This window comes from Pseudoduganella sp. GW821-FHT05F09, from assembly GCF_059419605.1.
Genome location: NZ_JBWKSD010000008.1, coordinates 166,242 through 191,387, shown reverse-complemented (window position 1 = coordinate 191,387; position 25,146 = coordinate 166,242). Strand labels below are relative to the sequence as shown.

Below are 25,146 nucleotides of genomic sequence, written 5' to 3'. Positions count from 1 at the left end.
GGGAATGGTTGTAAAAATGTAATTTGATTATACGCTCAGCAGGAAGCGAGGCGGCGCACTGGCCGGATGGGGCAGACGGCCGCTTGTTCAGCCCTGGGGCAGCGCGCCGCATGCAGCGGCGCGCGCGAGCAGCAAGTCGCGTTCGCGTTCGTTTTGCGTCATGGCGGCGGCGCGTTCGAATTCGGCGCGCGCTTCGGCAGTGCGGCCCAGCTTGAACAGGAAGTCGCCGCGCACGCTGGGCAGCAGGTGGTAGTTTCTCAGCGCCGGTTCGTCCAGCAGCGCATCGGCCACTTCCAGCCCGGTTTCCGGGCCGAAGGCCATGGACAGCGCCACCGCGCGGTTCAGTTCCACCACCGGCGAGGGCGCCAGCTGCGCCAGGCCGTCGTACAGCGCGGCGATGCGGCCCCAGTCCGTGTCCCCGGCGCGGCGCGCGCGGGCGTGGCAGGCGGCAATCGCCGCTTGCAGCGCATACGGCCCCAGGCCCTGGCCGATCTGCTCGGCGCGCGCCAGCGCGGCCAGGCCGCGCCGTATCAGCAGCTGGTCCCAGCGCGAACGGTCCTGCTCCAGCAGCAGCACCGGGGCGCCGCGCGCGTCGGTGCGGGCGCGGGCGCGCGAGGACTGGATTTCCATCAGCGCCACCAGGCCGTGCACCTCCGGCTCCTGCGGCGCCAGTTCGGCCAGCACGCGCCCCAGCCGCAGCGCCTCTTCGCACAGCGCCGGCCGCATCCAGTCCGCGCCGGCGCTGGCGGAATAGCCTTCGTTGTAGATCAGGTAGATCACCTGCAGCACGGACGCCAGCCGTTCCACCAGCTCGCGCCCGCGCGGCGCCTCGAACGGCACTTTGGCTTCGGCCAGGGTGCGCTTGGCGCGCACGATGCGCTGCGCCACCGTGGCTTCCGGCACAAAAAAGGCGCGCGCGATCTCCTCGGTGGTGAGGCCGCCCAGCAGGCGCAGCGTGAGCGCCACGCGGCCCTCGGTGGACAGCACCGGGTGGCAGGCCACGAACACCAGCCGCAGCAGGTCGTCGCCGATATTGTCGTCCAGCGCGCGCTCCAGGTCGGGCGCGGCGTCCTGCAGCAGACCTTCGATTTCGTAGGTAAGTTCGGTTTCCTTGTCCTGCGCCAGCTTGCGGTGGCGCAGCAGGTCGAGGGCGCGGTTCTTGGCCACCGTCATCAGCCAGGCGGCCGGATTGTCCGGCGTGCCGCTCTCGGGCCAGCGCTCCAGCGCGCTCACCAGCGCGTCCTGCGCGATTTCCTCGGCCTGGCCGACGTCGCGCAGCATGCGCGCCAGCACGGCGATGATCTTGGCGGACTCGATGCGCCAGACCGCTTCTATGGCGCGGTGTATGCCTTGCTGGTTCATGAGCCCAGATGCACGCCGCGCAGCTCCACCACCACGTCCATCTCCGGCGGATGCGGGTAGGGATAGTTCCTCACCCATTCCATCGCGCCCTCGACGGACTCGGCCTGCACCAGCCAGTAGCCCGCGATCAGTTCCTTCACCTCCGCATACGGCCCGTCGATGATGGACGCCTTGCCGCCGCTGAACTTCACGCGCGCGCCCTTGGACGAGGCGCGCAGCCCTTCGCCCGCCAGCGCAATGCCGGCGCGGATGCCGGCCTGGTTGGCGCGGTTCATGGTGTCGATGACGGCGGCGGGCGGCTCCAGGTCCGCCTCGCTGCCCGCGTCCGAGCGCAGCAGCACGGCGTAGGGCTTGCAGCCGGGCTTGAGCGCGGCCGGCTGCAGGTCCGCCGGCGCGCCTTGCGGCAGCGTGCCCATGCCGAAGCCCACGCAGCCGCCCGGACAGCCGGCCTGCCGCACTTCCAGCTCGGCGTTACCCTCGGCGTCCGCCAGCGGCCACCGGCTGGCCAGCAGCGCCGCTTCCTCGCGGCTGGCCGCTTCCACAAAGGTGTAGCCCGCCACCAGTTCGCGCGCGTCGAACGGGCCTGCGCCGCTCACGCGCCACTCGCCGGCGCTGCGCGTCATGCGCAGGCCGCTGGCGCTGGGATGCAGCCACTGCGCCGACGGCACGGCGTGCACCAGTTCGGCGGACGGGAAGCCTGCCGCCTCCGACACCGCGTCGCTCCTGCGCAAGATCATGAATTGCATCGCGGGCTCCTTGTTGGTGTTAATGCTGCTTCTGCAGTTCCGCCGCCTTGGCCATCACGCGCTGTTCCTGCTCGCGCAGCTCGGGCGTGAATTCGGCGCCGAAATCGTCCATCTCGAACACCTGGCGGATCTCGATATCGGAATCGCTTTCCATCGGGTTGGGGCAGCGCTTGACCCATTCAATCGCTTCCTCCAGCGACTTTACCTGAACCAGCCAGAAGCCCGCAATGAGCTCCTTGGTTTCGGAAAACGGGCCGTCGATAACGGTGCGGTTCTTGCCCGAGAAGTGCACGCGCACGCCGCGCGAACTGGGGTGCAGGCCTTCGCCCGCCAGCAGCACGCCGGCGTTGACCAGCTCCTCGTTGAACTTGCCCATGGCGGTCAGCAGTTCCTGGCTGGGCATCTTGCCGGCTTCCGACTCGGCGCTGGCCTTTACAATAATCATGAATCGCATGGCGCTTCCTTTCAGGCTTCCGAGCCGGGGCAGTTTTCGGACATGGACTTCTGCATTTCGGCCTGCATTTCCTCCGGCGTCATGTCGCGCTTGTGGGTGGCGATGGACCAGGTGTGGCCGAACGGGTCCACCACCATGCCGTAGCGGTCGCCCCAGAACATGTCGGCGGGCGGCATCTTGGCGGTGCCGCCGGCGGCCACGGCCTGGTTGTAGACGACGTCCACGTCTTCCACATACATATGCAGCACCACGGGCGAGCCTTTCAGCGCTTTCGGGCCCACGCTGCCCCAGTCGGGGAAATCGTCCACCAGCATCACCATGGCGGTGCCTATCTTCACCTGGGCGTGCATGAGCTTGCCGTCGGGGCCGGGCATGCGCGCCATTTCCACGGCGTTGAAAGCCTTTTTATAGAACTCGATTGCGTCGGCGGCACCTTCGCAGACCAGGTGCGGAGTTACTGTCTGGAAACCTTGTGGGATGGGGGCGACTTTGCTCATGGTAATCTCCTGGATAAGTTGACGGAATATGAACGCCACTGCGGCGCCCATACTCACACGACGGCCGGGGAAACGCCAGATCGACAGGTTATAAATATATATTTTTGTCTGATTTTTTCCTTGCCTGTCGCACCTCAAGGTTGTACGATGACATACAACTTAGTGGTCCTGTCGAGACAGGGACCGGAACGTACAACCAGAATAAGTGATTCCTTATGAACCTGAGTGAACCTGTCAGCCAGCAAGTTGTTGGCAAATACCGGTGGACTATCTGCGCGCTGCTGTTTTTCGCCACCACCGTCAACTATCTGGACCGCCAGGTACTCAGCCTGCTGGCGCCCGACCTGTCCAAGGAATTCGGCTGGACCAATAGCGACTACGCCAACATCACCGCCGTGTTCCAGTTCGTGTACGCCATCTCGATGCTGTTCGCCGGCCGCGTGGTGGACAAGATCGGCACCAAGCAGGCCTATATCCTGGCCATCGTCATCTGGTCGATAGGCGCCGTCATGCACGCCTACTCGGTACCGATGGGCGAAGGCATCGCCAAGGTGCTGGGCGCCTTCGGCTTTGCGGCCATTCCGGTTTCGATCGCCGGCTTCATGCTGTCGCGCGCGGTGCTGGCGGTGGGCGAGGCGGGCAACTTCCCGGCCGCCATCAAGACCACGGCCGAATACTTCCCGCGCAAGGAACGCTCCTTCGCCACCGGCATCTTCAACTCCGGCGCCAACGTGGGCGCCATCCTGGCCCCGCTGACGGTGCCATGGATCGCCATCAACTGGGGCTGGCAGTCGGCCTTTATCGTCATCGGTGCGGTCGGCTTCCTGTGGATGCTGGCATGGCAGTTCTTCTACGATGCGCCGGACCAGCAGCGCCGCCTGTCGGCCGGCGAGCTGGCCTACATCCGCAGCGACGCCGTGGCTGCCGCTCCGGTGGCGGCGCCGGTTGGCAAGACTTCCTGGTTCAAGCTGCTGGGCTACCGCCAGACCTGGGCCTTCGTGTTCGGCAAATTCATGACCGACGGCGTGTGGTGGTTCTTCCTGTTCTGGCTGCCTAAATACCTGTCGGTGCAGTACGGCATGGGCAAGGAAGACATCGTCGTGCCGCTGGCCGTGCTGTACAGCATGACCATGGTGGGCAGTATCGGCGGCGGCTGGTTCCCGGCCTACTTCATGAACAAGGGCATGCACGCCTACGACGGCCGCATGAAAGCCATGCTGGTGATCGCGCTGTTCCCGCTGGTGGTGCTGCTGGCGCAGCCGCTGGGCTACATCAGCTTCTGGGTGCCGGTGCTGCTGATCGGCGTGGGCGCCTCGGCGCACCAGGCATGGTCGGCCAATATCTTCACCACCGTGTCCGACATGTTCCCGCAGAAGTCGGTGGCGTCGGTGGTCGGCATCGGCGGCATGGCCGGCGGCCTGGGCGGCGTGGCCGTGTCCAAAATGGGCGGCTGGCTGTTCGACTACTACGGCGCACTGGGCCAGATCCAGACCGGCTACATGATCATGTTCACCTTCTGCGCACTGGCCTACCTGACGGCATGGGGCGTAATGAAGGCCCTGGTGCCCAAGCACAAGGAAATCACGGACCTGTGATGCACAATCCGATGCGTCCCCTGCTGCTGGCGGTATTGCTGGCGGCGGCGGGGCAGGGCGGCTGTACCGGTATCTCGGTGCAGCCGTTTGGCATTCTGGCCGGCGGCCAGGCCGTGCAGCGCGTGACGCTGGAAAACGACCGCGGCATGCGGCTGTCCTATATCGACTACGGCGCCACGCTGGTGTCGGCCGAAGTGGCCGGCAAGCGCGGCGAGCGCCGCAACGTCATCCTCAGCCTTCCCGATCTGGATGCCTATGTGCGCACCAAGCGGCGTTTCGCATCGGTGATAGGGCGCTACGCGGGCCGCATCGGCGGCGCGCGCTACACGCTGGACGGGCGCACCGTGCAGCTGCCCGCCAATGCCAGGGGCATCGCCATACACGGCGAGCCGCACGGCTACGAAAAGCGCCTGTGGCAGCGGCAGGACTTCGCCGACGCCGCGTCCATCGGCTCCATCTACCGGCTGGTGAGCCCAGACGGCGACCAGGGCTTCCCCGGCCGCCTGGAGCTCAGCGTGACTTACCGGCTGATGCGGCGCAGCGACGAGTTCCGCATCGAGTACGCAGCCACGACGGACGCGCCCACCGTGCTGAACCTCACCAATCACGCCTTCTTCAATCTGGCCGGGGCGGGCAGCGCGGGCATGGCCACGCACCGCTTCCGCATCGCCGCCGGGCAGTACGCCGTTACCGACGCAAAGAAAGTGCCTACCGGGGAGCTGGCCAGCGTGGCGGGCACGCCGCTGGATTTCCGGCGGCCGGCCGGCGTGATGCAGTGGCTGGCCGGCGGCGCTACCTCCGCGCTGCTGGGCACCCCGCCAGGTTTCGACCACGCGCTGCTGTTTGCGAAAAAGCCGGGCGCCTACGGGCTGGTGGCGGTGGTGGACGAACTGGAAAGCGGGCGCCGCATGGAAGTCCGCAGCACCGAGCCGTCGGTGCTGTTCAACAGCGGCAACGGCTTCGACGGCACGGAAGCGGGCAGCGAAGGGCGTGCCTACGCGCGCTACGACGGTTTCGCACTTGAGACGCAAGGCTTGCCGGACGCGCCCAACCAGCCGCACTTCCCGAGCACCGTGCTGCGCCCCGGCGCGGTTTTCCGCTCGGTGACCGGCTTCCGCTTTACGGCCGGCCGCTGACGGCTGCCGCCGTTGCTGCCGCCGTTGCCGCGTCCAGTTTGCGCGCCTCGACACGCTGGCGGAAGTTTGCCGCGATGCGGCCGGCCTCCGCGTCCGAGGCGGCGATTTGTTCCGGCGTCAGGCCGTCCTTGAGAAAGGCGAACAGCTGCGAAGAGTAGGGGCCGCCATTCGCGTCCGGCGCCTGCATGCGGTAGATGCGCTCCATCGCGGCGTTGTAGGTGTAGGCCAGGCGCGCATCTTTGGGAACGGCGGGCGTGCCTGCCATGTGGCTGGTCCACAGCGTATTCAGGCTGGTCAAATCGCCCTGCGCGGCTTCGCGGTTCAATTGTTCCAGGGCCTGCTGCTTCCATTGCAGCACCAGGGGATCGTCCGGCCGCGTTTCCAGCGCGCTGGGGTCGCCGAACGGCCCTTCCATCAGGAAGCGGCTGCTCGCTCCCTGCACGCCGGCCTTGGCCGCCAGCGTCAGATAGTCGATGCGCGAACGCTTGAGCTGCTCGGTCAGGCTGGCGCACATGCCTGCCTCGGCCTGCTTTTCCGCCTCGGACATCTCGCGCTGCTCGGGGAAGTGGAAAAACGGAATCACGCCGAGCCGCTGGAAGGTGATGCAGTCGCCGATCAGGTTGTGGGCCTTGTACGCGTCTTCAGGCTTGCCGGTGGCGATCAGCGCGTCCACCTGCCGCGCCAGGGGCTCCGGGGCGCCGCTTCCGGCAGCGCCGGCGGGCGGGCCGCCGACGGCGCTGAACCAGCCAGCCGCGCCGCGTGCCGGCGGCTGTGCTTGTGCTGCGGTGTGCGCTTCCGAGGCCGCGCCGGGCACAGGGCGCCAGTCGCCAAGGCCCCACACGGCGGCGGCTGCGGCGACTGCGGCGGCGGCTGCGCCCACAATCAGTTTCAGGTTTGAACGGCTTGTTTCTGGCATGCGCCTAGCGTAGCACGCCGGCGGCTTCCTCGCGCGTGATGCACATATTGCTGAAGTAGACCGTGTCGGCGCGGTGCTGGTTCAGCTGCGGGCTGTGCTTGCGGTAGATGCCCCACTTGGGCCGCATATGGTCCGCGCCGCTGCGCCACATCTGCAGGCCGCCCTGGTCTATGGCCAATGTCTGCACGCCCTCCATGTCGCGTATCGCCAGCTGGTAGCGGCCGCGCGTGTTGGAGTAGGTGATGGTCTCCGTCGCCACCAGCCACTTGCCCTGGTTGCCGGCCAGCGGCATTGCGCCCAGCACCGTCTGTTTCGATTCCGTCAGCTGGTCCGCCACATGGCGCACTTCCATTCTGCCGTTCGCCAGCGGCGTGAAGGTGATCAAGGGCGGCTCGGCGTAGCGGCCGCCATTGGCCTTGATCTGGTGGATGTGGGTGAAGCTGGACGCGAAGCGCATGTCCTCGGCGATGCGGAAGCGCCAGGCGTAGGTGAAGGTGTCGCCCTCGCGCGCTTTGAACACCTCGTGCGCCCCTTTGGACGGCGCCAGCTTGATCTCGGTGCGCGAGCGGTCGCCGCCGGCTTCCATCGAAACGCGGTCCAGGTTGTAGTCGCCGGGTTCAATGGCCTGGATGGCGTAGTGCGGACCCGTCACGCCGTCGTCCGGCATCACCAGTATGTGCGGGCGCGGCGGTGTGTAGGCGTCATCGCTGGGCGACTCGACCGCGCCGGCGCCCAGTATGCTCTCGATATGGCGGTAGCTGTCCTGGCCCGGTACCGGGTTCAGGCACATGGTGCTTCCGGCGGCCGCGCCGGCGGCGTACACCGCCAGGCAGGCGCCCGCGCAGTGCCGGAGAAGAGGTGAAAACGGCATGGACATCAATCTGTTCCTTATGAAGTTAAACGATTACCTTCCGCGCTCGCCTGCAGTTAGCGCGACGCTGATTATGGCACCAGCCAGCCCCGGATGCCTGCGGGACAGCGCCTGTCAGGTGCTTTTGCAACACCGTCAGCAAAAAAAACGGCGCAAACATTTACCGCAATTGGAAATTGCCATATGATCCAGTTAAACGTTTTCCAACCATTATAAAAGAGACTGCATGACCACTCTGATACGCCCCCTGGCAAGCCTGCTGCTGGCAGTGCCAGCGTTGTGCGCCGCCGCCGCTCCTGCCAGCGCGCCCGAGTCGCCGATGAACAGCACCGTCCAGCAGCAGCTGTATCCGCAGCTGGACTACTTCTTCTCCAAGCTGGCGGCGGAGAAGGAGAACACCGTCATCGATGGCCAGAAGCCCTTTACCAGCAAGGACAAATTCCTGCCCGGGAAAATCGCCATCGGGCTGTCCTATGTTTTGCTCAACAAGGACAAGGACGACCCCGCGCTGGCAACGCGGCTGCGCGAATACCGCAGCATCGCCGACATGACGGTGGGCATGGACAACCACACCTGGGGCATCTACTACTACCTGTCCGCGCTGGTGAGCCTGAAAAAGGCGGGCCTGCTGGAACGCGCCGTCAGCCCCGAGACGCTGGAGAAGCTGCGCGTGCAGCTGGACTGGCGCACCTTCGTCACGCAGCCCGGCTTTGAGCTGATCAAGCTGCCGACCAACTACTTCGGCGTGGCCTTCAGCGTGGCCCGCCTGCGCATGCTGCTGGGCTGGGAGGACGACAGCGCCGGCAAGGTGCTGATGGACAAAATGCTGCAGCACTACGACGCCTATTCCGGCGCCTATGGCTTCTCCGACGAAACCAGCGGGGAAGGGCGTTTCGACCGCTACAGCATCCTGCTGATTGCGGAAATCTGCGAACGCTATCTGGAAACCGGGCTGGAAGTCACGCCGCAGCTCAAGTACAAGCTGCGCAAGGCCGCCACGCTGACGCTCAACCTGCTCAAGGCCGACGGCACCGGCTTCACTTTCGGCCGCAGCTTGGGGCCGTATGGCGAGACCGCGATGCTGGAGATCCTGTCGGTGGCTGCCTATCTGGACGTGCTCACGCCGGAAGAAAAAACCTACGCCTACGCCTACTCGTCGCGCGTGGCGGCGCGCTACAACAGCTTCTGGTACGACCCGCAAATGAAGTCGGTCGACATGTGGGGCAAGGGCCGCCGCACCGACACCTATCGCGGCAAGCACCGCATCCTGGGCGAAAACTTCTCGCTGCTGCACCAGCTCATATTCACCAACGCGTTCTGGAACCAGGCCGGCTTCAAGGGCAAGCCGGTCAACCCGGGCCTGGCGGCGTGGCTGGACAAGACCCAGCCGCGCTTCAGCCTGACCCGCTTTGCCACCGGCGAGTATGACCGTGCGCTCGGCGTCTACCGCGACCGTGGCCACGTCTTCAGCCTGCTGATGGTCAACGGCGGCGCCAGCCAGCATGACAACAGCCCTTACTACCCGCTGCCGTTTGCCGGCGGCGTGGTGGCCGGCGTGGCCGACAGCGGCCCGGCCCACCCGCAGCTGCTGCCCAAGTTCACGCTGGAGGACGGCTCCGAGTTGATAGGCGCGGCCTACCTGAAGGACATCCGCAGCGCCCAGCAGGGCAAGACCTGGCGCGTCAGCTACCGCCAGGACGAGCTGGATAAAGTGGGTGCCAACGCGCCCGCCAAGGACGGCCGCATTGCGCTGCGCACCGAGTACACCTTTGCGCCCGGCGCCATCACCCGCACCGACACCTACACGCCGCGCGGCGCCGTGCCGGTGCGCTCGCTGACGCTGGACTTCGCATCCTTCTCCGGCGCCGCCAGCATCCAGGGCCGCAAGGTGAGCTTTGGCGAAGGCAGCGTGACCAGCTTCGAGGTCAGCGGCCTGGAAGCCTGCCGGGTTGAAGCGGCCGCCGGCAATCCGGATTACCAGTCGCCCAATGGGCCGATGCGCAGCGTGGTGAGCTGCGCCACGCCGGCCTTCCAGTTTGAACGCCCGCTGGTGGTCAAGTGGGTGATGAAGTATCGCTAGAACGTACTGCCAGAATTACCAAAACAACTAAAACGGAGGAGATTTAAATGAAGAAGCAGAACACATCCACGCAGGGCGGGGGCATACGCCTGACACCAATCGCATCGGCTGTGGCGCTTGCCATGCTGGCCGGCCTGCCTGCGCATGCGCAGCAGGCCACCGTGCAGGGCGAAGGGCTGGAGCGCGTGGTGGTAACCGCCAACAAGCGCGTGGAAAAACTGGAAAGCGTGCCCAGTGCGATTTCGGTCGTCAACGAGGCCATTATCGAGCGCACCAATATCCGCGAGATCGAAGACCTGGTGGCCAACACGCCTGCGTTGACCGTCACCGCCGGCTCGACCAGCGCCAACAACACCATCAATATGCGCGGCATCGGTACCGCCACGGTCACCATCGGCATCGAGGCCGACGTGGCCGTCATCGTGGACGACATCCCCATCGCCCAGCAGTTCCAGGCCTTCAAGGACCTGGCGGACGTGCAGCGCATCGAAGTGCTCAAAGGGCCGCAAAGCACGCTGTTCGGCAAGTCCGCCGTGGCGGGCGCGGTCAACATCGTCACCAAGCCCATTTCCGGGCCGCTGGCGGGCAAGGCCAGCTTCTACCTGACCGATGACGACGAGTGGCGCTACGCCGTCTCCTACGGCGGCGAAATCAGCGACACCCTGGGCGTGCGCATCGCGGCCAGCCGCACGCGCTACGAAGGCAATATCAACAACCTGACCACCGGCGGCAAGCTCAATGGCGCGGGCGGCAAAACGCTGATGGCCAAGCTCGCGTGGCACCCGCTGCGCAACCTCGACGTCACGCTGTCGCCGAACTTCAACGCCCAGGAAAACACCAAGGGCGCCAACGCGCTGCGCGGGCTGACGGTCAATTCGCCCAACGGCCCGGTGGCCGTGGGCCTGGCCGGCGCCAACCCGGTCAATCCGCTGTACCTGATTCCTTCCGGCGCGGCCACCCCGGCCAATGCCGGCACGCTGAACGCCATTCCCGCCTCGGTGGCGCTGGCCGGCATTACGCCGGGCCCGAACAACGTGGACGTGCGCCGCGACGGCCCCACCGGCATGAACTCCACCGACCGCAGCGTGGGCCTGCGCGTGGCCTACGAGCTGGACAACGGCGCCTCGCTGGTGTCCATCACCTCCTTCTCGCACTACAAGTCGGACGACTTCCGCGACCAGGACTTCGTGGACGTGCCCACCGTGGCGCTGCCCGGATCGACCAAGTACGCGGTGCCCAACGACCAGGGCGGCACCTACGACATCAAGTCGCGCACCCAGGAGCTGCGCTATGTGTCGCCGGACGCCGGCACGCTGCGCTACGTGGCGGGCCTGTGGTACGCCAAGAACGAGACCGACCGCTTCTTCAAGCGCGGCGACTGCCGCCTGACGACCTGCAACGGTTCCTCCATCACCAGTCCGGTGGTGTACAACACCGACGTCTACAACATCAACAAGGCGGTGTTCGGCCAGGCTTCGTGGGACTTCCTGCCCAGCTACACGCTGCTGGCAGGGGCGCGCTACAACACCGAAACGTCGGGCTACCATTTCGGCCGCAACTACAACACCACCGTTACCCCGGAAACCTTCGTGGCCGGCGCGCGCGGCGTGGACTACTTTGAAAGCCTGGGCAACAAGGAAAACAAGCTGACCGGGAAACTGAGCCTGTCCAAGCAGATCAACAACGACTGGATGGCCTACGCCACCGCCGCCACCGGCTACAAAGGCCTGGCATACGGCCTGCTCAGCACCATCAACACCTCGAGCGCGGACCCGGTGCGTTCCGAAACCTCGCGCACTATGGAAGTGGGCGTGAAGGCCAACCTGTTCCAGAACCGCATGACGGTCAACGCGACCGCCTTCCAGACGCGCTTCTTCAACTACCAGTCGTCGTCGACCTACACGCTGCCGGAGAGCACCGTCATCCTGACCCAGATCAGCAGCGTGCCGGAAGTGGCGACCAAGGGCCTGGAGCTGGACGTGAACGCGCTGGTGACGCGCGACCTGAGCGTCAACGCGGCCGTGGCCTACACCGACGCCACCGTGCGCAACTGGGCCGGCGGCCCGTGCTACAACGACGGCCTGAACGTGGCGGCAAGCCCCGGCGCCAAGTACGCGGCCAACGGTTCCATCATCGGCCGCAACGCCAGCTGCTTCCCTATCACCCCGGGTTCGACGGTCGGCGTGCAGAACCTGGCCGGCGCGCGCATGCAGTCGGCGCCCAAGGTGAGGGTTGCGCTGAGCGGCCAGTATGACTGGCGCCTGGCTTCGCAGTCCTTCGACGCCTTCTTCACCGGGAACTACAAGTACCAGAGCGACATGATGACGGTGATTACCCAGGATCCTGGCTTCTACGTACCGAAGTACAGCATCACCGACCTGGGCTTCGGTGTGCGCGACAAGCAGAACCGCTACAAGGTCAGCTTCCTGGTCAACAACGTCTTCGACAAGCACTACGCCACCACCGGCTTCTCGGGCGCGCCGACCTTCCGTGGCGCCACGTCGGCTCCGGTGTCGACGGTGACCAACACCGGCATTTCGACCTGGGTGCCTGCGCGCGACGCGTTCCGCTTCGTGTCGGTACGCCTGGATGTGAAGTTCTAAACCGCAGCACGTAAAAAAGGCCAGGCCGGATAATCCGGCCTGGCCTTTTTTCGTTTGGCGGCTTTTAGTATTGCGGGCCGTTGGTGACGAAAGGTCCGCCCTGGAAGATGGTGGGCAGGTCGTCCGGGGCCGGGCGCTCGCCGGTGTCCGGGAAGTTGTGCGCGAAGGCGCGCGAGCTTTGCTTGGGGCGGTAGCCGAGGTGGCCGGCGTGGCGGTTGTCCCACCAGCGGATGTCGTTGTCCGACGCGCCGAAGGTGATGGTGTGGCCCACGCGCGGCGTGAACAGCGCGCAGCGTATCAGTTCCACCAGGTCGTCATAGCCCAGGTAGGTCACCATCATGCGCGGGTTGCGCGGCTCGGGGAAGGAGGAGCCTATGCGCAGGCACACGGTCTCGGTGCCGAAGCGGTCGTAGTAGTAGCGCGACAGCGCCTCGCCGAAGCATTTGCTCAGGCCATAAAAACCGTCCGGGCGCAGCGGCATGCTGGCGTCCACCAGTTCGGTGGTGGGGTAGAAGCCGACCACATGGCTGGAGCTGGCGTAAATCACGCGCTTCACGCCGCACTTGTGCACCGCTTCGTACAGATGGTGCAGGCCGAGGATGTTGGCGTTCATGATGGGTTCGAACTTGTCCTCCACCGAGATGCCGCCGAAATGCAGCACCGCGTCCACGCCCTCCATCATGCCCAGCACTGCGGCGCGGTCGGCCAGGTCGCAGCGGACGATTTCTTCGCCTTCGCGCGCGGGACCGAGGTCGCCGATATCGCTCAGGCGCACCACGTCGGCCCAGGGCTTGATGCGGTCGCGCAGTATGGTGCCGAGGCCGCCGCCGGCGCCGGTGAGCAGCAGGCGTTTGAAGGGTTTTGTGCTGGATGGCTGGTTCATGGTTGTCCGTTAGGTAAAAAACACTAAAAAAGAAGAGTAAGTTAAACGTTTAACTTGAGTATAACGGATTTCCCGGCAACGTCAATTGCCTGTAGCGCGTGGTAAGATCGGCATCCCTGTTTTGCACCATTTTTGCTCCGTTATGCGATTGAACGCCACATGAAGAAAAGTGTCCCCACCATCCGCGATGTGGCCGCAGCCGCAGGCGTATCAACCGCAACGGTGTCCAAATTCGTCAATGGCGCGCAGCGCTTTTCGCCGCCGGTGGAGGACACCATCAAGCGCGTGATCGCGGAACTGGGATACAGGTCGAATCCGCTGGCGCAGTCCATGATCACCGGCCGCACCAAGACGGTGGGCCTGTCGATACTGGACATTACCAATCCCCACTTCACCAGCATCGTCAAGGGCGCCAACCGCGTGGCGCAGGCGCACGGCTACACGGTGCTGCTGGTGGACACCGAAGAAAGCCCCGAGCGCGAGCGTCCCTTGCTGGAGGCGCTGAGCCGCCGCGTGGACGGCATGATCGTGTTCTCGCGCATGCAGGAAAAAGACATCGGCTGGCTGACGGAAATGGACCGGCCGCTGGTGTTCTTCGGCCGCCTGAACCAGCTCGAACTGCCCACCGTGGCCAGCGACGACCATCGCGGCGCCTATATGCTGACGCGGCACCTGATCACGCAAGGCCACCGCCGCATTGCCTACCTGGGCTTTTCCAAGTCGCGCCGCGACGAGGAGCGCATGGGCGGCATCAAGGAGTGCCTGGCCGCGCATGGCCTGGAGCTGTGCGTGTACGACGGCAGCGCGCCGACGGCCATGGAAGGGGAGCGCATGTGCTCGTCCATCATGCTGGGCGCCGAGCACCCCGAAGCGCTGATCTGCTACAACGACCTGATGGCGCTGGGTTTCATGAAGTCCGCGCAGACACTGGGCTTCCGCCTGCCGGCGGATATCTCGGTGGCCGGCTTCGACAATATCCAGTTCGGCAATTACACCTCGCCCGCGCTCACCACGGTGGACTTGCAGAGCGAGCGCATGGGCGTGGCGGCGATGGAAAAACTGCTGGCCACCATAGACGGCACCCCAACCGACCGCCTGACGCGGATCGAACCGCAACTGATATTGCGCGCATCGACCGCGAACCGGAACTGAATTTTTTTCATCAACTCATTAAACGTTTTCCTATGCCCCACTTACACATAGACTATTGCGGCACGCTGGACGCGCACAGCGACATGCAGCTGCTGTGCACGCGCCTGGCGCGCACCCTGGTGCAGATGGAAGACGACGGCGGCCATGCCGTCTTCCCGCTGAACGGCACGCGCGTGCTGGCCTATCCGGCGCCGCACCACGCGGTGGCGGACGGCGCGGCGGACAAGGTGTTCGTCTACCTGAACCTGCGTATCACGCCGGGCCGCAATGCGGCGCTGGTGGAGCGTGTGGGCAAGGCGCTGCTGGCGCAGGTGGACGCCCACTTCGCCCCGCTCAGCGGCAAGCTGCCGGTGCGCGTTACGCTGCATATCGACGAAGGCCATCCCGTGTACGAAGGGAAGTGGGCCTCGGCCTAAAGGCAAGCGGCCGGCAGCGGCGCGGGCAGGTTGAGGACCAGCTGCGCGTCCTTGACCACGTCCAGGCGTATGATCGTGGCGGCGCCCAGGCCGTCCAGCAGCTGGCTCAGCGGCCCGCCGGCCCGTTGCAGGCTGACGTTGCGGGGCAGGGTGCGCTGGGCAAAGGACAGGGTGTTGGAATTGACCACGGTCCGGTTCCATGCGCCGTCCACTTGATGGATCATGGTGGTTGTCCCCATGCGGGACTGGGGCGCCGCGCTGCGCAAGGCCGGCAGCGGCGCCCTCAGCACCAGGTCCGCCGCGCCGCCCGGCGCGCCGATGCGGGCGCTCACGTCCGCGCCGATGCGCACACTGATATCCGCGCGCCACTTGGGAAGCTGGTAGCCGTGCACGCCGCGCACGCGCGCAATCTCGGTGGTCACCGGCAGCGCCAGCACATGCGCGTGGAAGTTCCGGCGCCGCATGGAGTCAAGCAGCTCCAGCACGTGCGGGCCGCGCGCGCCGGGACGGCGTATCACCACCGCGACGGAAACCTCGTCGTAGGGATCGTTGTCGCAGAGGGCGTAGGAGAAGAAGGTCAGCGCCACCAGGCCGTAGCCGGGGACGGCGCTGAGCGGCGCCAGTGGGGCGGGCAGCGCGGCGCGCAGGCGGGACAGGGGCGCCAGCATGAGCAGCTGCACGCTGCTGCTGCGGTAGTAGAAGTTCGGCGCCCATGCCGGGCCGACCCGCGAGGCGGCAAGGTGCTTGGGCACGCGGCGGAAGAAATCGATATTGCCGGCTGCGGGGTCGCGCGCCACCTCATCCAGATCCGGATTCATCCGGAACCGGTCGTAGTATCCGCCCGCCGGCACGTCCACGCTGTGCGGACCGAAGGCAACCTGTGTAAATCGCTTTTCCATCAATGACCTCTCTCAAGATTGAACTTCAAGCACTGTAAGCTTGAAGCCAGCTTGAAGGTCAAGCGTCCGTGCGCACCCGGTCCATCACCCATTTGGCGCGGTCTTCGCACGTCATGCCGGCCGGGCCGTTTTCCATGCCGTGGATGACCGCCTGCAGCCGCGCCTTGTTCTGCTCCAGGCGCGCTTGCAGCGCTTCTATTTCGGCCACCTTGCGCTTGATGCCGTCCAGCAGCGTGTCGTGCTGCCAGCCCTGTTGCGCCAGCGGCAGCAGATGGCGGATTTCTTCCAGCGAGAAGCCCGCGCTCTGGGCGCTGGTGATCATCTCCAGCAGCCATTCCGCGTCGGGCGCATAGTCGCGGTAGCCGTTCGACGTGCGTTCGACGGACTTGATCAAGCCGCTGGCCTCGTAAAAGCGGATGCGGGAGGCTGCCAGGCCGCTGCGCTTCGCCAGTTCTCCGATTCTCATCTTCTGCCCCAAAATATGTGTTGACCTTAAAGTTCACTTTAATCTTAAAGTAGGGTATTGGTCAATTGAGGTCAAATGAGGTCACCACATGAAAGTCTTCGACAAGTTAGTATTTCCCAACGGTTCCAGTGTTCCGAACCGCATCGCCAAAGCCGCCATGGAGGAGAATATGGCCGATGCGGACCAGGCGCCTTCCGGGCAGCTGATGCGCCTTTACCAGGCTTGGGCCGACGGCGGCGCCGGCCTGCTCATTACCGGCAACGTGATGGTGGACAGCCGCGCCATGACGGGGCCGGGCGGCGTGGTGCTGGAGGACGACAGGCAGCTGGACAAGTTCCGCCGCTGGGCCGCCATCGGCCGCTCGCAGGGCGCGCAGTTCTGGCTGCAGATTAACCATCCCGGCCGCCAGATGCCGGCGGACCTGGGCCAGCAGACCTGGGCGCCGTCGGCCGTGCCGCTGGACCTGGGCAAGATGTCGCGGCATTTCAACACGCCACTAGCCATGACGGAGGAGATGATCGCGGAGGTGGTCCAGCGCTTCGCGCAAACCGCGCGGCTGGCGGAGCATGCCGGCTTTACCGGCGTGGAGATTCACGCGGCCCACGGCTATCTGCTCAGCCAGTTCCTGTCGCCGCTGAGCAATCGCCGAACGGATGAATGGGGCGGCTCGCTGCCAAACCGCGCCCGCTTGCTGCTGGAGGTTGTCAAGGCGGTGCGTGCGGCCGTCACGCCGCAGTTCACGGTGGCGGTCAAGCTCAATTCGGCGGACTTCCAGCGCGGCGGCTTCAGCGCCGAGGATGCGCGGCAGGTCGTGCTGCTGCTGAATGGGCTGGCGGTGGACCTGGTCGAGCTTTCCGGCGGCAGCTACGAGGCCCCGGCCATGCAGGGCGAGGCGCGCGATGGCCGCACGCTGGCGCGCGAAGCCTATTTCGTCGAGTTCGCGCGCGAGCTGCGCACCGTGGCGAGGATGCCGGTGATGGTCACCGGCGGCATCCGCCGCATACAGGTGGCGGAGCAGGTGGTGGCGGGCGGCGTGGACATGGTGGGCATCGGCACGGCCCTGGCCATCGCGCCGAATCTGCCGCGCGACTGGCGGGCCGGCAAGGAGGATGCGCCGGTTCTGCCGCCCATCGTCTGGAAGAACAAGACCCTGGCGTCGCTGGCGAATATGGCCGCCGTCAAATTCCAGCTGCGCAAACTCAGTCTCGGCCAGGCGCCGAATCCCAAGGTGTCGCCATTGCGCGCCTTGGTACTGCAGCAGTTCGGGAACCTGTTCCGAGCGCGCCAGTACCGCAACTGGATGGCGCAGCGCGCACGGCATTCGCGGTGAGCTGCTGAGGGATTTTCGTCCCCCAGCTGCAAATAGGGCTAGTCGTGCGCGAGTGTGGGTATGGGCGCCTGCGTTATTACGTGCTTGCTATTTTTCAGGCGTGCCGACGATGACGCAATTGCGCCCGGCCTTCTTGGCCACGTACAGCGCGCGGTCGGCGGCACCCAGCATGGCGGCAGCGTCGTTCAGCTGCGCCTTGTCGAAGGTGGCCACGCCGATGCTGAGCGTGACGTTGGGATGCACCGCCGCCGGCGCGTGCGGCACGTCGAGCGCGGCCACGCGCGCGCGGATGGCTTCGGCCACGATCTGCGCCTGAGCCAGATCGGTGTCCGGCAGCACCGCCGCGAATTCCTCGCCGCCGTAGCGCGCCGCCAGGTCGGCCGGGCGCTGCAGGGTGGCGGCGAAGGCTTCGGCCACCAGGGTCAGGCAGGCGTCGCCCTGCTGGTGGCCGAAGTGGTCGTTATAGGCTTTGAAGGAGTCGATGTCCATCAGCAGCAGCGACAGCGGCGCGTCGTTGCGGCTGGCGCGTTTCAGTTCGCGGCTGAGCGCCACGTCGAAGTGGCGCCGGTTGGCGATGCCGGTCAGGCCGTCCACATAGGATTGCGCCCGCAGCGCCTCGGCCTGCACCCGCAGCTGGCGCTCGCGGCCCATGGTGCTGCTCACGTTGCTCACTTCGATCAGGCAGTATTTTTCCTTGCCCTCGTTGAACGGCGTGACCGACACAGCCTGCTCCATGCGCTCGCCGCCCCAGGTGCCGGCGGGGTAGAGCGGGAAGGGCGCGCGGTTCAGGCCGTGCGGCAGGCTGGCGGCGGTGCCGTTCTGCAGCGCGCTGTGGATGGCCTGCTCGATGCGCTGGCCGCGCAAGTCCTCGAACAGCTCAAACAACTCGCTGCCCTGCACGCGGCTGGCGGACAGGCCGGAATGGCTGGCCATCCACTGGTTCCACAGCACGATGCGGTGTTTGGAATCGACCACCGCCAGGCCCAGGTTGGCCAGGCCGAGCACCCGGCTGGACAAGGTGGACAGGGACGCGGCGGGCTGGGATGGGCGGGGGAGGATATTTTCTTGCATGCCGAATTATATCTACTCGCCGTTTTTAGGCCATCACTTTCATCGTGATCTGGAACTGCAGGCCGCCGCCTTCGCGGTTGCGCACCTGCAGTTCGGCGCCGTGGCGCAGCAGCACGCGGTCGACGATGGCCAGGCCCAGGCCGGCGCCGTTGGCCTGGCCGCGCGCGCTGTCCAGGCGCGTGAAGGGTTTGAGCAGGGCCTGGATCTGTTCTTCCGGCACGCCCGAGCCGTGGTCCTGCACCTCTATCGTCACGCGCTTGAAGGTGTGCATGCCTTTCACGCTGCACTTGATGTCGATCTCGGTGTAGTCGGCGCCCGGCGTCTTGCCGTAGCGGCGCGCGTTTTCCACCAGGTTGTTCAGCACCCGCTTCAGGTCGGTAGGGTTGCCCAGCACCGTGGCGCTGTCGGCGATGTCGGTGTGGATGCGCACGTCCGGCATGCGCGCCGCCTCGTGCGCGGTCTCGGTCAGCAGCGCCGTCATGTCCACCGTGGTGAAGGTGGACGCTTCGGTCGGCTTGGCGTAGTCCAGGAACTGGCCGATGATGGCGTCCATCTGCGCGATGTCGGACTGGATGCCTACTCTTGCCTCGTCCGACAGCTGGGCCATTTCCACTTCCAGCTGCATGCGCGCCAGTGGCGTGCGCAGGTCGTGCGAAATGCCGGCCAGGATCACGGCGCGGTCGGACTCCACCTGCTGCAGGTCCTCCACCATCTGGTTGAAGCTGCGGTTGGCCTGGATGATTTCGGCCGGGCCTTTTTCCGGCAGCTTGTCCGGACGGCGGCCTTCGGCCAGCTCGCGCGTGGCCACGGTCAGGCGCGCCAGCGGGCGGTTGATCAGGCCGGAAATCAGCGCCGCGCCCAGCAGCGAGGCAACCGACACCACGCTGGCCCAGCCCAGCCACTGCACGCCGGACATGCCGTGGATGCGTTCGCGCTCCAGCATCAGCCAGTAGCGGTCCTCGCCGATGTTGAAGCTGACCCAGAAGCCGGGCATGCCGTTCACGCTGCGAGAAAAGCGCGTGTCGGCGCCCAGCTTGGCTTTCACCAGCGCTTCGATATCGGGCATCAGGGCATTGGCGGGCGGCGGTTCGACGTCGTCGTCGTCCTCCAGCGTGAACACGCGGATGCCCTCGTTGGACACCAGCTCGAACAGCAGCTCGCGCCGCAGTTCCGGCGCCGAGTGGGTGAGGGCGGCGTGGGTGATGGTGACGACCGAGATGACCTGGGCCGAGATCTGCTGCACCTGCGGTTCGCGCTGCAGCATGCTCACCAGTCCCACCCAGGCCGAAATGCTGAGCGTGGTGAGCACGCCCATCAGCAGAAAGGTGCGCCAGAACAGCCCGCTCTTGAGCGAGGCCAGTTGAAAGGGGCGGAGCAGTTTCATGCGGCGCTACCGGGCGCGGGCTAGCGTGGCTGGCCCTCCGGAATGAAGACATAGCCCAGGCCCCACACGGTCTGGATGTACAGCGGGCTGGAAGGGTCCGGTTCGATCAGCTTGCGCAGGCGCGAAATCTGCACGTCCAGGCTGCGGTCGAACACTTCGTATTCGCGGCCGCGCGCCAGTTCCATCAGCTTCTCGCGCGACAGCGGCTGGCGCGCATGGCGCGCAAACACTTTCAGCACCGAGAACTCGCCGGTGGTCAGCGGCACCGTCTCGCCGCTCTTCTTCAGCGTGCGCGTGCCCAGGTCCAGCACGAACTGGCCGAACTCGAAGGTCTGCGGGGTTTCCGACGGCGCGCCCGGAATTTCGTCCGGCTGCTTGCGGCGCAGCACGGCGCCGATGCGGGCCACCAGCTCGCGCGGGTTGAAGGGCTTGGGCAGGTAGTCGTCCGCGCCCATTTCCAGGCCGACGATGCGGTCCACGTCCTCGCCTTTCGCGGTCAGCATGATGATGGGCGTCTGGTCGCCGGCGCCGCGCAGGCGGCGGCAGATCGACAGGCCGTCCTCGCCCGGCAGCATCAGGTCGAGCACCAGCAGGTCGTAGCGCTCGCGCAGCCACAGCTTGTTCATCGCCGTGGCGTTCTCCGCCGTGAAGACGTTGAAGCCTTGCTCCGTCAGGTAGCGGCGCAGAAGGTCGCGCAGGCGGACGTCGTCGTCCACCACCATGATCTTGGCTTGGTGGCCGCCGCTGTTCGCGCCGCTATGCATAGTGTTGCTGTTTTCGGTCGAAGTCATAGTTGTCATGCTGTCAGAATTGTCTTAATTATGTTGCTATGGTAACGTCATATTCGCCGTAGGCAAATGTCATTGCCAACCCATTACAAACTGTTACAAACTTTACCCAATTGGTCTTACCTCACGGGGGAAATGTCCATACACTGGTTGCCATGGCAGTAAAGCGACAGAGGAATTCCATGAACAAGCATCCCGACAAACTGAAGGCGGCGTCCCTGGCGTCCAAGCTGGTCCGCGCTTCCGTGGGAGCGCTGGCCGCCTGTACGCTGCTGGGTTCGGTCTTGCCCGCCTGGGCTTCCGGCCCTGAAAACAATCCTCCGCAGCGCAAGGAAGAGCGCGCACGCGGCGAAGGTCAAAACCGCGACCCAAGCCGTGAGCGCGACGAGCGCGGTTTCGGCCAGCGCGAAGAAGCGCACCGCCGTATCCTGCAGGATAGCACCAACAACGCTGAGGCGACGCGCCGTGTGGGTCGCATGACCGCCGACGAGCGCCGCGACCTGCGCCGCCAGATCAACGAAGCCGGCGCCGAAGTCTACGCCATACCACCGCGTCGTTGATCTGGCGCAATGTTACGCACAGGCGTAGCATAGACGCATCACTGCACCGAAAATTCCCAGTTTTTCTTGGCTTGCGTGTAACATTGGTTACTTGCAAGAATGCCGGCCGCCGTGTTCCACATGGCGCCGGCATTTGCCGTATGTTGGGAGGAAGTTTGTGGTAGACAAAGCAGATCAAGCCGCATCAGCACTGCCCCATGGCGTTATCCAGCGCCCGGACGGCGTGTATCTGGACGCCTCCCTGCAAGGGCCGGTGTTCGTGGCGGCGATCAACCAGATTTTCCAGGCCGGAGCCTTCCTGTCCGGACTGGACTATGCCGTCTTCATCAAGGCCCTGTTCAATATCGGTCCGCCGCTGCCGCCCGGTCCGCCGGGCGAAGCGCTGATACGCATTGCCGACGTCATCCGCATGTTCGATCCCCAGCGCCGCGCGCTGTACCGCGCCGTGAAGATGGGCAAGGAGGTGGCCGAATATGTGTTCGAGCCGCTGTTCATCGAGGAGATGGTACTGCCGGACGGCACCGTGATTCCCGAGCGCCCCGTCAAGCTGGACTTCGACGAATTCGTGGCCGATATGTGGGTCAAGGGCATCCGCTTCGGCATCGACGCCAATAACGTGAAGGCGGCCATCGCCGCCGCGCGCGGCGACCGCAGCACCGTGGCGCGCCGCCTGGAGCCGGGCAAGAGCATCGACGCGCACGTGATCGAAGTGTCGCAGGACCTGCGCCGCAGCGACGCGCCGCGCGAAAAGGCGGACGGCCGCGTGGACCTGCACAGTTTCCAGAACCGCTTCCCGCAAATCCGCAAGGGCATGCGCCTGCTGAAGAAAGTGCCGGGCGAGACCGGCGCGCAAGGCCTGGAAATGGGCGGCACGGCGCTGCTGCCGCAGCCGCCGGGCGACCTGGACTTCCGCCGCTGGGTGGGCGAGGGTACCGAGATCGAACGCGCGCCGGAAGGCGAATTCCTGGTGGCGGTGGAGGACGGTTTCCTGGACGTGGACACCAAGAGCGGCAAGATCGCCGTGCGCGACAAGATCGTCAGCCGCGAAGGGGTGAGCGGGCGCACCACGGGCAACCTGGCGCTGGCCGGCGCCTTCGAGGAGTTCGGCGACGTGCAGGAAATGCGCGCGGTGGACGGCAGCGACATCACCATACGCGGCAATGTGTTCGGCCACATCAACTCGACCGGCGGCACCATCGTGCTCGGCGCCAACCTGGTGGGCGGCAGCGCCTACAACGTCAAGGGCGACATCCGCGTCAAGGGCGTCGCTTCCGGCTCTACGCTGCACACGCGCGACGGCGAAATCAAGATCGTGGGGCGGGCCGAGAGTTGCGTTATTGTCGGCACCCGCGTCATTATCGAGGAAGCGTCGAACTGCGAAATCCTGGCCGATGAAGTGAAGATAGGCCTGGCCGAAGGCTGCGCCGTGGCTGCGCGCTCCATCGCCATTGAAAGCGCCGGCCCGCGCAAGCAGAGCGAAATGCTGGTGCTGGTGCAGGTGCCGGACATGGGGCCGATCAACGGCGAGATCGCGGAGCTGAACGCCAAGATCGACGCGCTGGAACACCTGCGCCAGCAGTTCAAGGACGAGGCGGAACAGATCACCTCCATCCCGCAGGTGCGCGGCTACATGACGCTGACCGCGCAGATGCGCAAGGGCGAGCTGACGCTCACGCCGGAGCAGGCCCCGCAGCTAAAGAAGATGGCCGCCGCGGTGGACCCGCAGCTCAAGACGGTGGGCCACCTGCTGCAGAAAATGAAGGCGGCCGAGTCGCAGCAGCTGGTGCGGCGCGCGCAGATCGATGAACTGCGCAAGCAGAAGCTGGCCGCGAACGGCCTGGCAAGCTGCAAGATCCAGATGGTCTCGGGCGAGACGCTGGTGCGCAGCATGCCGCTGAAGGAGGGGGCGCCGTCGGCCAGCCAGATGGCGCCCAAGGACGGCAAGGCCTTCCTGCGCGGGCCCCATGTGGGCTATGAGAGCCTGTTCTCCGACTCGCTCGGGTCGCTGGACTGGACCTACAGCGCCGAGCCGGATTAAAGGGGATGCAGGTGCAGAACGACGCTCCGGCCGCGGAGCCCGCAGCGGAAGGCGAGCTGCCGCCGGCCATCGTCAAGCGCTCGGACGGCGTCTACTTCAAAGGTAGCGCCACGGGGGCGGCTTGCCAGGCCGGCGTCAACCAGTTCTTCCTGGCGGGCGCGTATTTCGCGGAGCTGGACTACGCGGTGTTTATCCGCATGCTCTACGGCGTAGGCCCCGAGCTGCCGCAAAACCTCAAGGACCAGCCGCTGATACGCTTTGCCGACCGGGTGGAGCCCTTCCATGCGCAGCGGCGCGAACTGTATAAATCGGTGCGCATCGTCGACGGCGAAGCGGAGTACTACTTCGAGCCGGTATTCTTCACCGTGCCGGACCTGCCGCCGCAGCCCGCGCGCCTGAACTTCGACGAATTCGTGGCCGACATGTGGGTCAAGGGCATCCGCTTCGGCATCGACGCGCCGGCCGTCAAGGCCACCATCGCCACCGGGCGCGTGGTGCGCCTGATCGCCGCGCGCAAGCTGAACCCCACGCCGGGGCGCGACGCCGCCATCGTCGAAGTATCGCAAAGCATCCACCGCAGCAATGCGCCGCGCGAGATGGCCAACGGCCGCTTCGACCTGCACACCTTCCAGAACCGCTTCCCGCAGGTGCAGCCCAACGTCAAGCTGCTGCGCAAGGTGCCGCGCTCGCCGGGGCTGCGCGGCTACGAGCTGTCCGGCATTCCGCTGGAGCCGGCCGAACCGCGCGACATTGAACTGGGCAGTGTGGCCGGTGCGGGCACCCTGCTGGAACAGTCGGGCGGCGTGGAATACCTGGTGTCGGCGCTGGAGGGCTTTATCAGCATTGACGGCAGCAAGAAGATTTCCATCGGCCCCAAGATCATCAGCCGCGAGGGCGTAAGCGTGCGCACCACCGGCAACCTGCAGCTGACCGGCGAGTACGAGGAATTCGGCGAGGTGCAGGAACAGCGCGTGGTCGAAGGCGGCAACATCACCATCCATGGCGACGTGTTCGGCAACATCGTTTCGCGCGGCGGCAATATCGCGCTGCAGCGCAACCTGGTGGGCGGCACCGCCATCAACGCCGGCGGCAACGTGGTGGTGAAAGGCGTGGCGTCCGGTTCTGTCATCCAGACCAAGCTGGGCGAAGTGGTGCTGGGGCGGGCCGAGAGCTGCATCATTTCCGGCACGCGGGTGGTGATAGGCGAAGCGAGCAACTGCGAGATCATTGCCGACGAGGTGCTGATCAAAAGCGCCGAGGGTTGCGCCATCGCCGCGCGCCGCATGGAAGTGGGCCGCGCCGGGCCGCGCCGGCAGACCGAGATGCTGCTGTTCCCGCTGGTGCCGGTGACCACCAAATACGACCTGGCCATTGCCGAACATACCGAGCGCGCCGGCCGTTTCGCCGCGCAGGCGCAGCGCTTCAAGGCCGAGCTGGATGCGATTGCGGGCGAGCCGGAGCTGCGCAACTACCTCACGCTGGCCACGCGCGTGCGCAAGCAGGAAGTGATGCTGACGCCGGACCAGCTGGCGCTGTTCCAGAAGATGGCCGTATCGGTGGGGCCGTCCTTGCGCGCGGTGGGCAAGCTCTCGCTCAGCGTAAAGGAAGCCAAGGCGCAGGAGACCGTGGCGCTGGAGCAGGCCGCGCTGGTGCGCAAGCAGAGGGAGACCGTCATCGGCCACGGCCGCTGCACGGTGCAGGAAGTCATCGGCGACACCATTGTGCGCGAGATGAAATTCAATCCGGACCTAGGCGCGGCTTACGACCGCCCCGCCAAGGAAATCAAGACCCGTCTGCGCGGCAGCACCTCGGGCATAGCTGCCATTTTCAGCGGCAGCAGCGGCGCGGTGGACTGGGCCGCGACCTCGCCGTCGCTGCCGCCGGCGTAACGGGCGCCGC

23 protein-coding genes are annotated in these 25,146 nt (G+C 65.8%); 11 read left to right on the top strand and 12 right to left on the bottom strand.

The features are described from left to right. Window positions 1-87 precede the first annotated feature (87 nt). Genes AC07S4_RS24280 through AC07S4_RS24265 form a run of 4 tightly spaced genes read right to left on the bottom strand, consistent with a single transcriptional unit; the run spans window position 88 to window position 3,059 of the window. Window positions 88-1,362 (bottom strand): RNA polymerase sigma factor, encoded by a 1,275-nt coding sequence (locus AC07S4_RS24280; RefSeq protein ID WP_494989056.1) that lies wholly within the window; start codon window positions 1,360-1,362, stop codon window positions 88-90. Next, window positions 1,359-2,108, bottom strand: a complete 750-nt coding sequence (locus tag AC07S4_RS24275; RefSeq protein ID WP_494989055.1) for a YciI family protein — start codon at window positions 2,106-2,108, stop codon at window positions 1,359-1,361. Before AC07S4_RS24275 ends, AC07S4_RS24280 begins: the two co-directional genes overlap by 4 nt. A 19-nt stretch (window positions 2,109-2,127) precedes the next feature. Beyond that, on the bottom strand, window positions 2,128-2,562 hold the full coding sequence (locus tag AC07S4_RS24270) for a YciI family protein (RefSeq protein WP_494989054.1): 435 nt from the start codon (window positions 2,560-2,562) through the stop codon (window positions 2,128-2,130). An 11-nt stretch (window positions 2,563-2,573) separates the two neighbouring features. After that, window positions 2,574-3,059: a VOC family protein gene (locus AC07S4_RS24265; RefSeq protein ID WP_494989053.1), complete on the bottom strand. Its 486-nt coding sequence runs from the start codon at window positions 3,057-3,059 to the stop codon at window positions 2,574-2,576. A 215-nt stretch (window positions 3,060-3,274) separates the two neighbouring features. On the opposite strand from AC07S4_RS24265, the gene AC07S4_RS24260 reads away from it, so the two are divergent. Then, a complete protein-coding gene (locus tag AC07S4_RS24260) occupies window positions 3,275-4,654 on the top strand; it encodes an MFS transporter (protein WP_494989052.1) in 1,380 nt (459 codons plus the stop codon). Further along, the gene (locus AC07S4_RS24255) at window positions 4,654-5,790 is read left to right on the top strand and encodes an aldose epimerase family protein (RefSeq protein WP_494989051.1); all 1,137 of its coding nucleotides are present in this window, start codon (window positions 4,654-4,656) and stop codon (window positions 5,788-5,790) included. The genes AC07S4_RS24260 and AC07S4_RS24255 overlap by 1 nt, the downstream gene beginning before the upstream one ends. Here AC07S4_RS24255 and AC07S4_RS24250 read toward each other — a convergent pair. Together AC07S4_RS24250 and AC07S4_RS24245 are read right to left on the bottom strand one after the other, a co-directional pair. Then, on the bottom strand, window positions 5,774-6,706 hold the full coding sequence (locus AC07S4_RS24250; protein ID WP_494989050.1) for a hypothetical protein: 933 nt from the start codon (window positions 6,704-6,706) through the stop codon (window positions 5,774-5,776). The genes AC07S4_RS24255 and AC07S4_RS24250 overlap by 17 nt on opposite strands. 4 nt (window positions 6,707-6,710) lie before the next feature. Continuing rightward, the gene (locus tag AC07S4_RS24245) at window positions 6,711-7,583 is read right to left on the bottom strand and encodes a heparin lyase I family protein (RefSeq protein WP_494989049.1); all 873 of its coding nucleotides are present in this window, start codon (window positions 7,581-7,583) and stop codon (window positions 6,711-6,713) included. Here AC07S4_RS24245 and AC07S4_RS24240 point away from each other — a divergent pair. The 3 genes from AC07S4_RS24240 to AC07S4_RS24230 are packed head-to-tail and all read left to right on the top strand — an operon-like array spanning window position 7,576 to window position 12,260. Further along, window positions 7,576-7,764, top strand: coding sequence for a hypothetical protein (locus AC07S4_RS24240; RefSeq protein WP_494989048.1), 189 nt, complete (start codon window positions 7,576-7,578; stop codon window positions 7,762-7,764). The two genes, AC07S4_RS24245 and AC07S4_RS24240, sit on opposite strands and share 8 nt — an antisense overlap. 39 nt (window positions 7,765-7,803) lie before the next feature. Further along, the gene (locus AC07S4_RS24235) at window positions 7,804-9,657 is read left to right on the top strand and encodes a hypothetical protein (protein WP_494989047.1); all 1,854 of its coding nucleotides are present in this window, start codon (window positions 7,804-7,806) and stop codon (window positions 9,655-9,657) included. A 47-nt stretch (window positions 9,658-9,704) separates the two neighbouring features. After that, entirely contained in the window at window positions 9,705-12,260 is a 2,556-nt protein-coding gene (locus AC07S4_RS24230) for a TonB-dependent receptor (RefSeq protein WP_494989046.1), read from the top strand. Window positions 12,261-12,324: 64 nt separating this feature from the next. Here the strand turns inward: AC07S4_RS24230 and AC07S4_RS24225 are convergent, their stop codons facing one another. Continuing rightward, entirely contained in the window at window positions 12,325-13,143 is an 819-nt protein-coding gene (locus AC07S4_RS24225; RefSeq protein ID WP_494989045.1) for an NAD-dependent epimerase/dehydratase family protein, read from the bottom strand. A gap of 159 nt (window positions 13,144-13,302) precedes the next feature. Between AC07S4_RS24225 and AC07S4_RS24220 the strand changes: the two genes are divergently transcribed. Further along, window positions 13,303-14,295: a LacI family DNA-binding transcriptional regulator gene (locus AC07S4_RS24220; RefSeq protein ID WP_494989044.1), complete on the top strand. Its 993-nt coding sequence runs from the start codon at window positions 13,303-13,305 to the stop codon at window positions 14,293-14,295. 32 nt (window positions 14,296-14,327) lie between these two features. Continuing rightward, window positions 14,328-14,711 (top strand): 5-carboxymethyl-2-hydroxymuconate isomerase, encoded by a 384-nt coding sequence (locus AC07S4_RS24215; protein ID WP_494989043.1) that lies wholly within the window; start codon window positions 14,328-14,330, stop codon window positions 14,709-14,711. Here the strand turns inward: AC07S4_RS24215 and AC07S4_RS24210 are convergent. Then, complete coding sequence (locus AC07S4_RS24210; protein WP_494989042.1) at window positions 14,708-15,610, bottom strand: acetoacetate decarboxylase; 903 nt, start codon at window positions 15,608-15,610, stop codon at window positions 14,708-14,710. The genes AC07S4_RS24215 and AC07S4_RS24210 overlap by 4 nt on opposite strands. 58 nt (window positions 15,611-15,668) lie before the next feature. Further along, window positions 15,669-16,076 (bottom strand): MerR family transcriptional regulator, encoded by a 408-nt coding sequence (locus AC07S4_RS24205; protein WP_494989041.1) that lies wholly within the window; start codon window positions 16,074-16,076, stop codon window positions 15,669-15,671. 88 nt (window positions 16,077-16,164) lie between these two features. On the opposite strand from AC07S4_RS24205, the gene AC07S4_RS24200 reads away from it, so the two are divergent. Further along, the gene (locus AC07S4_RS24200) at window positions 16,165-17,406 is read left to right on the top strand and encodes an NADH:flavin oxidoreductase/NADH oxidase family protein (protein ID WP_494989040.1); all 1,242 of its coding nucleotides are present in this window, start codon (window positions 16,165-16,167) and stop codon (window positions 17,404-17,406) included. A gap of 87 nt (window positions 17,407-17,493) precedes the next feature. Here the strand turns inward: AC07S4_RS24200 and AC07S4_RS24195 are convergent, their stop codons facing one another. Genes AC07S4_RS24195 through ompR form a run of 3 tightly spaced genes read right to left on the bottom strand, consistent with a single transcriptional unit; the run spans window position 17,494 to window position 20,625 of the window. Then, a complete protein-coding gene (locus AC07S4_RS24195; RefSeq protein ID WP_494989039.1) occupies window positions 17,494-18,477 on the bottom strand; it encodes a sensor domain-containing diguanylate cyclase in 984 nt (327 codons plus the stop codon). 25 nt (window positions 18,478-18,502) lie between these two features. Further along, window positions 18,503-19,861, bottom strand: a complete 1,359-nt coding sequence (locus AC07S4_RS24190) for an ATP-binding protein (RefSeq protein ID WP_494989038.1) — start codon at window positions 19,859-19,861, stop codon at window positions 18,503-18,505. 20 nt (window positions 19,862-19,881) lie between these two features. Then, window positions 19,882-20,625, bottom strand: a complete 744-nt coding sequence (ompR, locus tag AC07S4_RS24185; protein WP_494989180.1) for an osmolarity response regulator transcription factor OmpR — start codon at window positions 20,623-20,625, stop codon at window positions 19,882-19,884. A gap of 206 nt (window positions 20,626-20,831) precedes the next feature. Between ompR and AC07S4_RS24180 the strand changes: the two genes are divergently transcribed. From AC07S4_RS24180 to AC07S4_RS24170, 3 genes are all read left to right on the top strand, one after another. Beyond that, window positions 20,832-21,209 (top strand): hypothetical protein, encoded by a 378-nt coding sequence (locus AC07S4_RS24180; protein WP_494989037.1) that lies wholly within the window; start codon window positions 20,832-20,834, stop codon window positions 21,207-21,209. 157 nt (window positions 21,210-21,366) lie between these two features. Then, window positions 21,367-23,247, top strand: coding sequence for a flagellar assembly protein A (locus tag AC07S4_RS24175; protein WP_494989036.1), 1,881 nt, complete (start codon window positions 21,367-21,369; stop codon window positions 23,245-23,247). A gap of 11 nt (window positions 23,248-23,258) precedes the next feature. After that, on the top strand, window positions 23,259-25,136 hold the full coding sequence (locus AC07S4_RS24170) for a flagellar assembly protein A (RefSeq protein WP_494989035.1): 1,878 nt from the start codon (window positions 23,259-23,261) through the stop codon (window positions 25,134-25,136). The last annotated feature ends 10 nt before the right edge of the window (window positions 25,137-25,146 follow it).

Bases quoted from the DNA above. Each gene is read 5' to 3' on its own strand.
- AC07S4_RS24280 (WP_494989056.1), bottom strand. From the start codon at position 1,362: ATGAACCAGCAAGGCATACACCGCGCCATAGAAGCGGTCTGGCGCATC.
- AC07S4_RS24275 (WP_494989055.1), bottom strand. From the start codon at position 2,108: ATGCAATTCATGATCTTGCGCAGGAGCGACGCGGTGTCGGAGGCGGCA.
- AC07S4_RS24270 (WP_494989054.1), bottom strand. From the start codon at position 2,562: ATGCGATTCATGATTATTGTAAAGGCCAGCGCCGAGTCGGAAGCCGGC.
- AC07S4_RS24265 (WP_494989053.1), bottom strand. From the start codon at position 3,059: ATGAGCAAAGTCGCCCCCATCCCACAAGGTTTCCAGACAGTAACTCCG.
- AC07S4_RS24260 (WP_494989052.1), top strand. From the start codon at position 3,275: ATGAACCTGAGTGAACCTGTCAGCCAGCAAGTTGTTGGCAAATACCGG.
- AC07S4_RS24255 (WP_494989051.1), top strand. From the start codon at position 4,654: ATGCACAATCCGATGCGTCCCCTGCTGCTGGCGGTATTGCTGGCGGCG.
- AC07S4_RS24250 (WP_494989050.1), bottom strand. From the start codon at position 6,706: ATGCCAGAAACAAGCCGTTCAAACCTGAAACTGATTGTGGGCGCAGCC.
- AC07S4_RS24240 (WP_494989048.1), top strand. From the start codon at position 7,576: ATGGACATCAATCTGTTCCTTATGAAGTTAAACGATTACCTTCCGCGC.
- AC07S4_RS24245 (WP_494989049.1), bottom strand. From the start codon at position 7,583: ATGTCCATGCCGTTTTCACCTCTTCTCCGGCACTGCGCGGGCGCCTGC.
- AC07S4_RS24235 (WP_494989047.1), top strand. From the start codon at position 7,804: ATGACCACTCTGATACGCCCCCTGGCAAGCCTGCTGCTGGCAGTGCCA.
- AC07S4_RS24230 (WP_494989046.1), top strand. From the start codon at position 9,705: ATGAAGAAGCAGAACACATCCACGCAGGGCGGGGGCATACGCCTGACA.
- AC07S4_RS24225 (WP_494989045.1), bottom strand. From the start codon at position 13,143: ATGAACCAGCCATCCAGCACAAAACCCTTCAAACGCCTGCTGCTCACC.
- AC07S4_RS24220 (WP_494989044.1), top strand. From the start codon at position 13,303: ATGAAGAAAAGTGTCCCCACCATCCGCGATGTGGCCGCAGCCGCAGGC.
- AC07S4_RS24215 (WP_494989043.1), top strand. From the start codon at position 14,328: ATGCCCCACTTACACATAGACTATTGCGGCACGCTGGACGCGCACAGC.
- AC07S4_RS24210 (WP_494989042.1), bottom strand. From the start codon at position 15,610: ATGGAAAAGCGATTTACACAGGTTGCCTTCGGTCCGCACAGCGTGGAC.
- AC07S4_RS24205 (WP_494989041.1), bottom strand. From the start codon at position 16,076: ATGAGAATCGGAGAACTGGCGAAGCGCAGCGGCCTGGCAGCCTCCCGC.
- AC07S4_RS24200 (WP_494989040.1), top strand. From the start codon at position 16,165: ATGAAAGTCTTCGACAAGTTAGTATTTCCCAACGGTTCCAGTGTTCCG.
- AC07S4_RS24195 (WP_494989039.1), bottom strand. From the start codon at position 18,477: ATGCAAGAAAATATCCTCCCCCGCCCATCCCAGCCCGCCGCGTCCCTG.
- AC07S4_RS24190 (WP_494989038.1), bottom strand. From the start codon at position 19,861: ATGAAACTGCTCCGCCCCTTTCAACTGGCCTCGCTCAAGAGCGGGCTG.
- ompR (WP_494989180.1), bottom strand. From the start codon at position 20,625: ATGCATAGCGGCGCGAACAGCGGCGGCCACCAAGCCAAGATCATGGTG.
- AC07S4_RS24180 (WP_494989037.1), top strand. From the start codon at position 20,832: ATGAACAAGCATCCCGACAAACTGAAGGCGGCGTCCCTGGCGTCCAAG.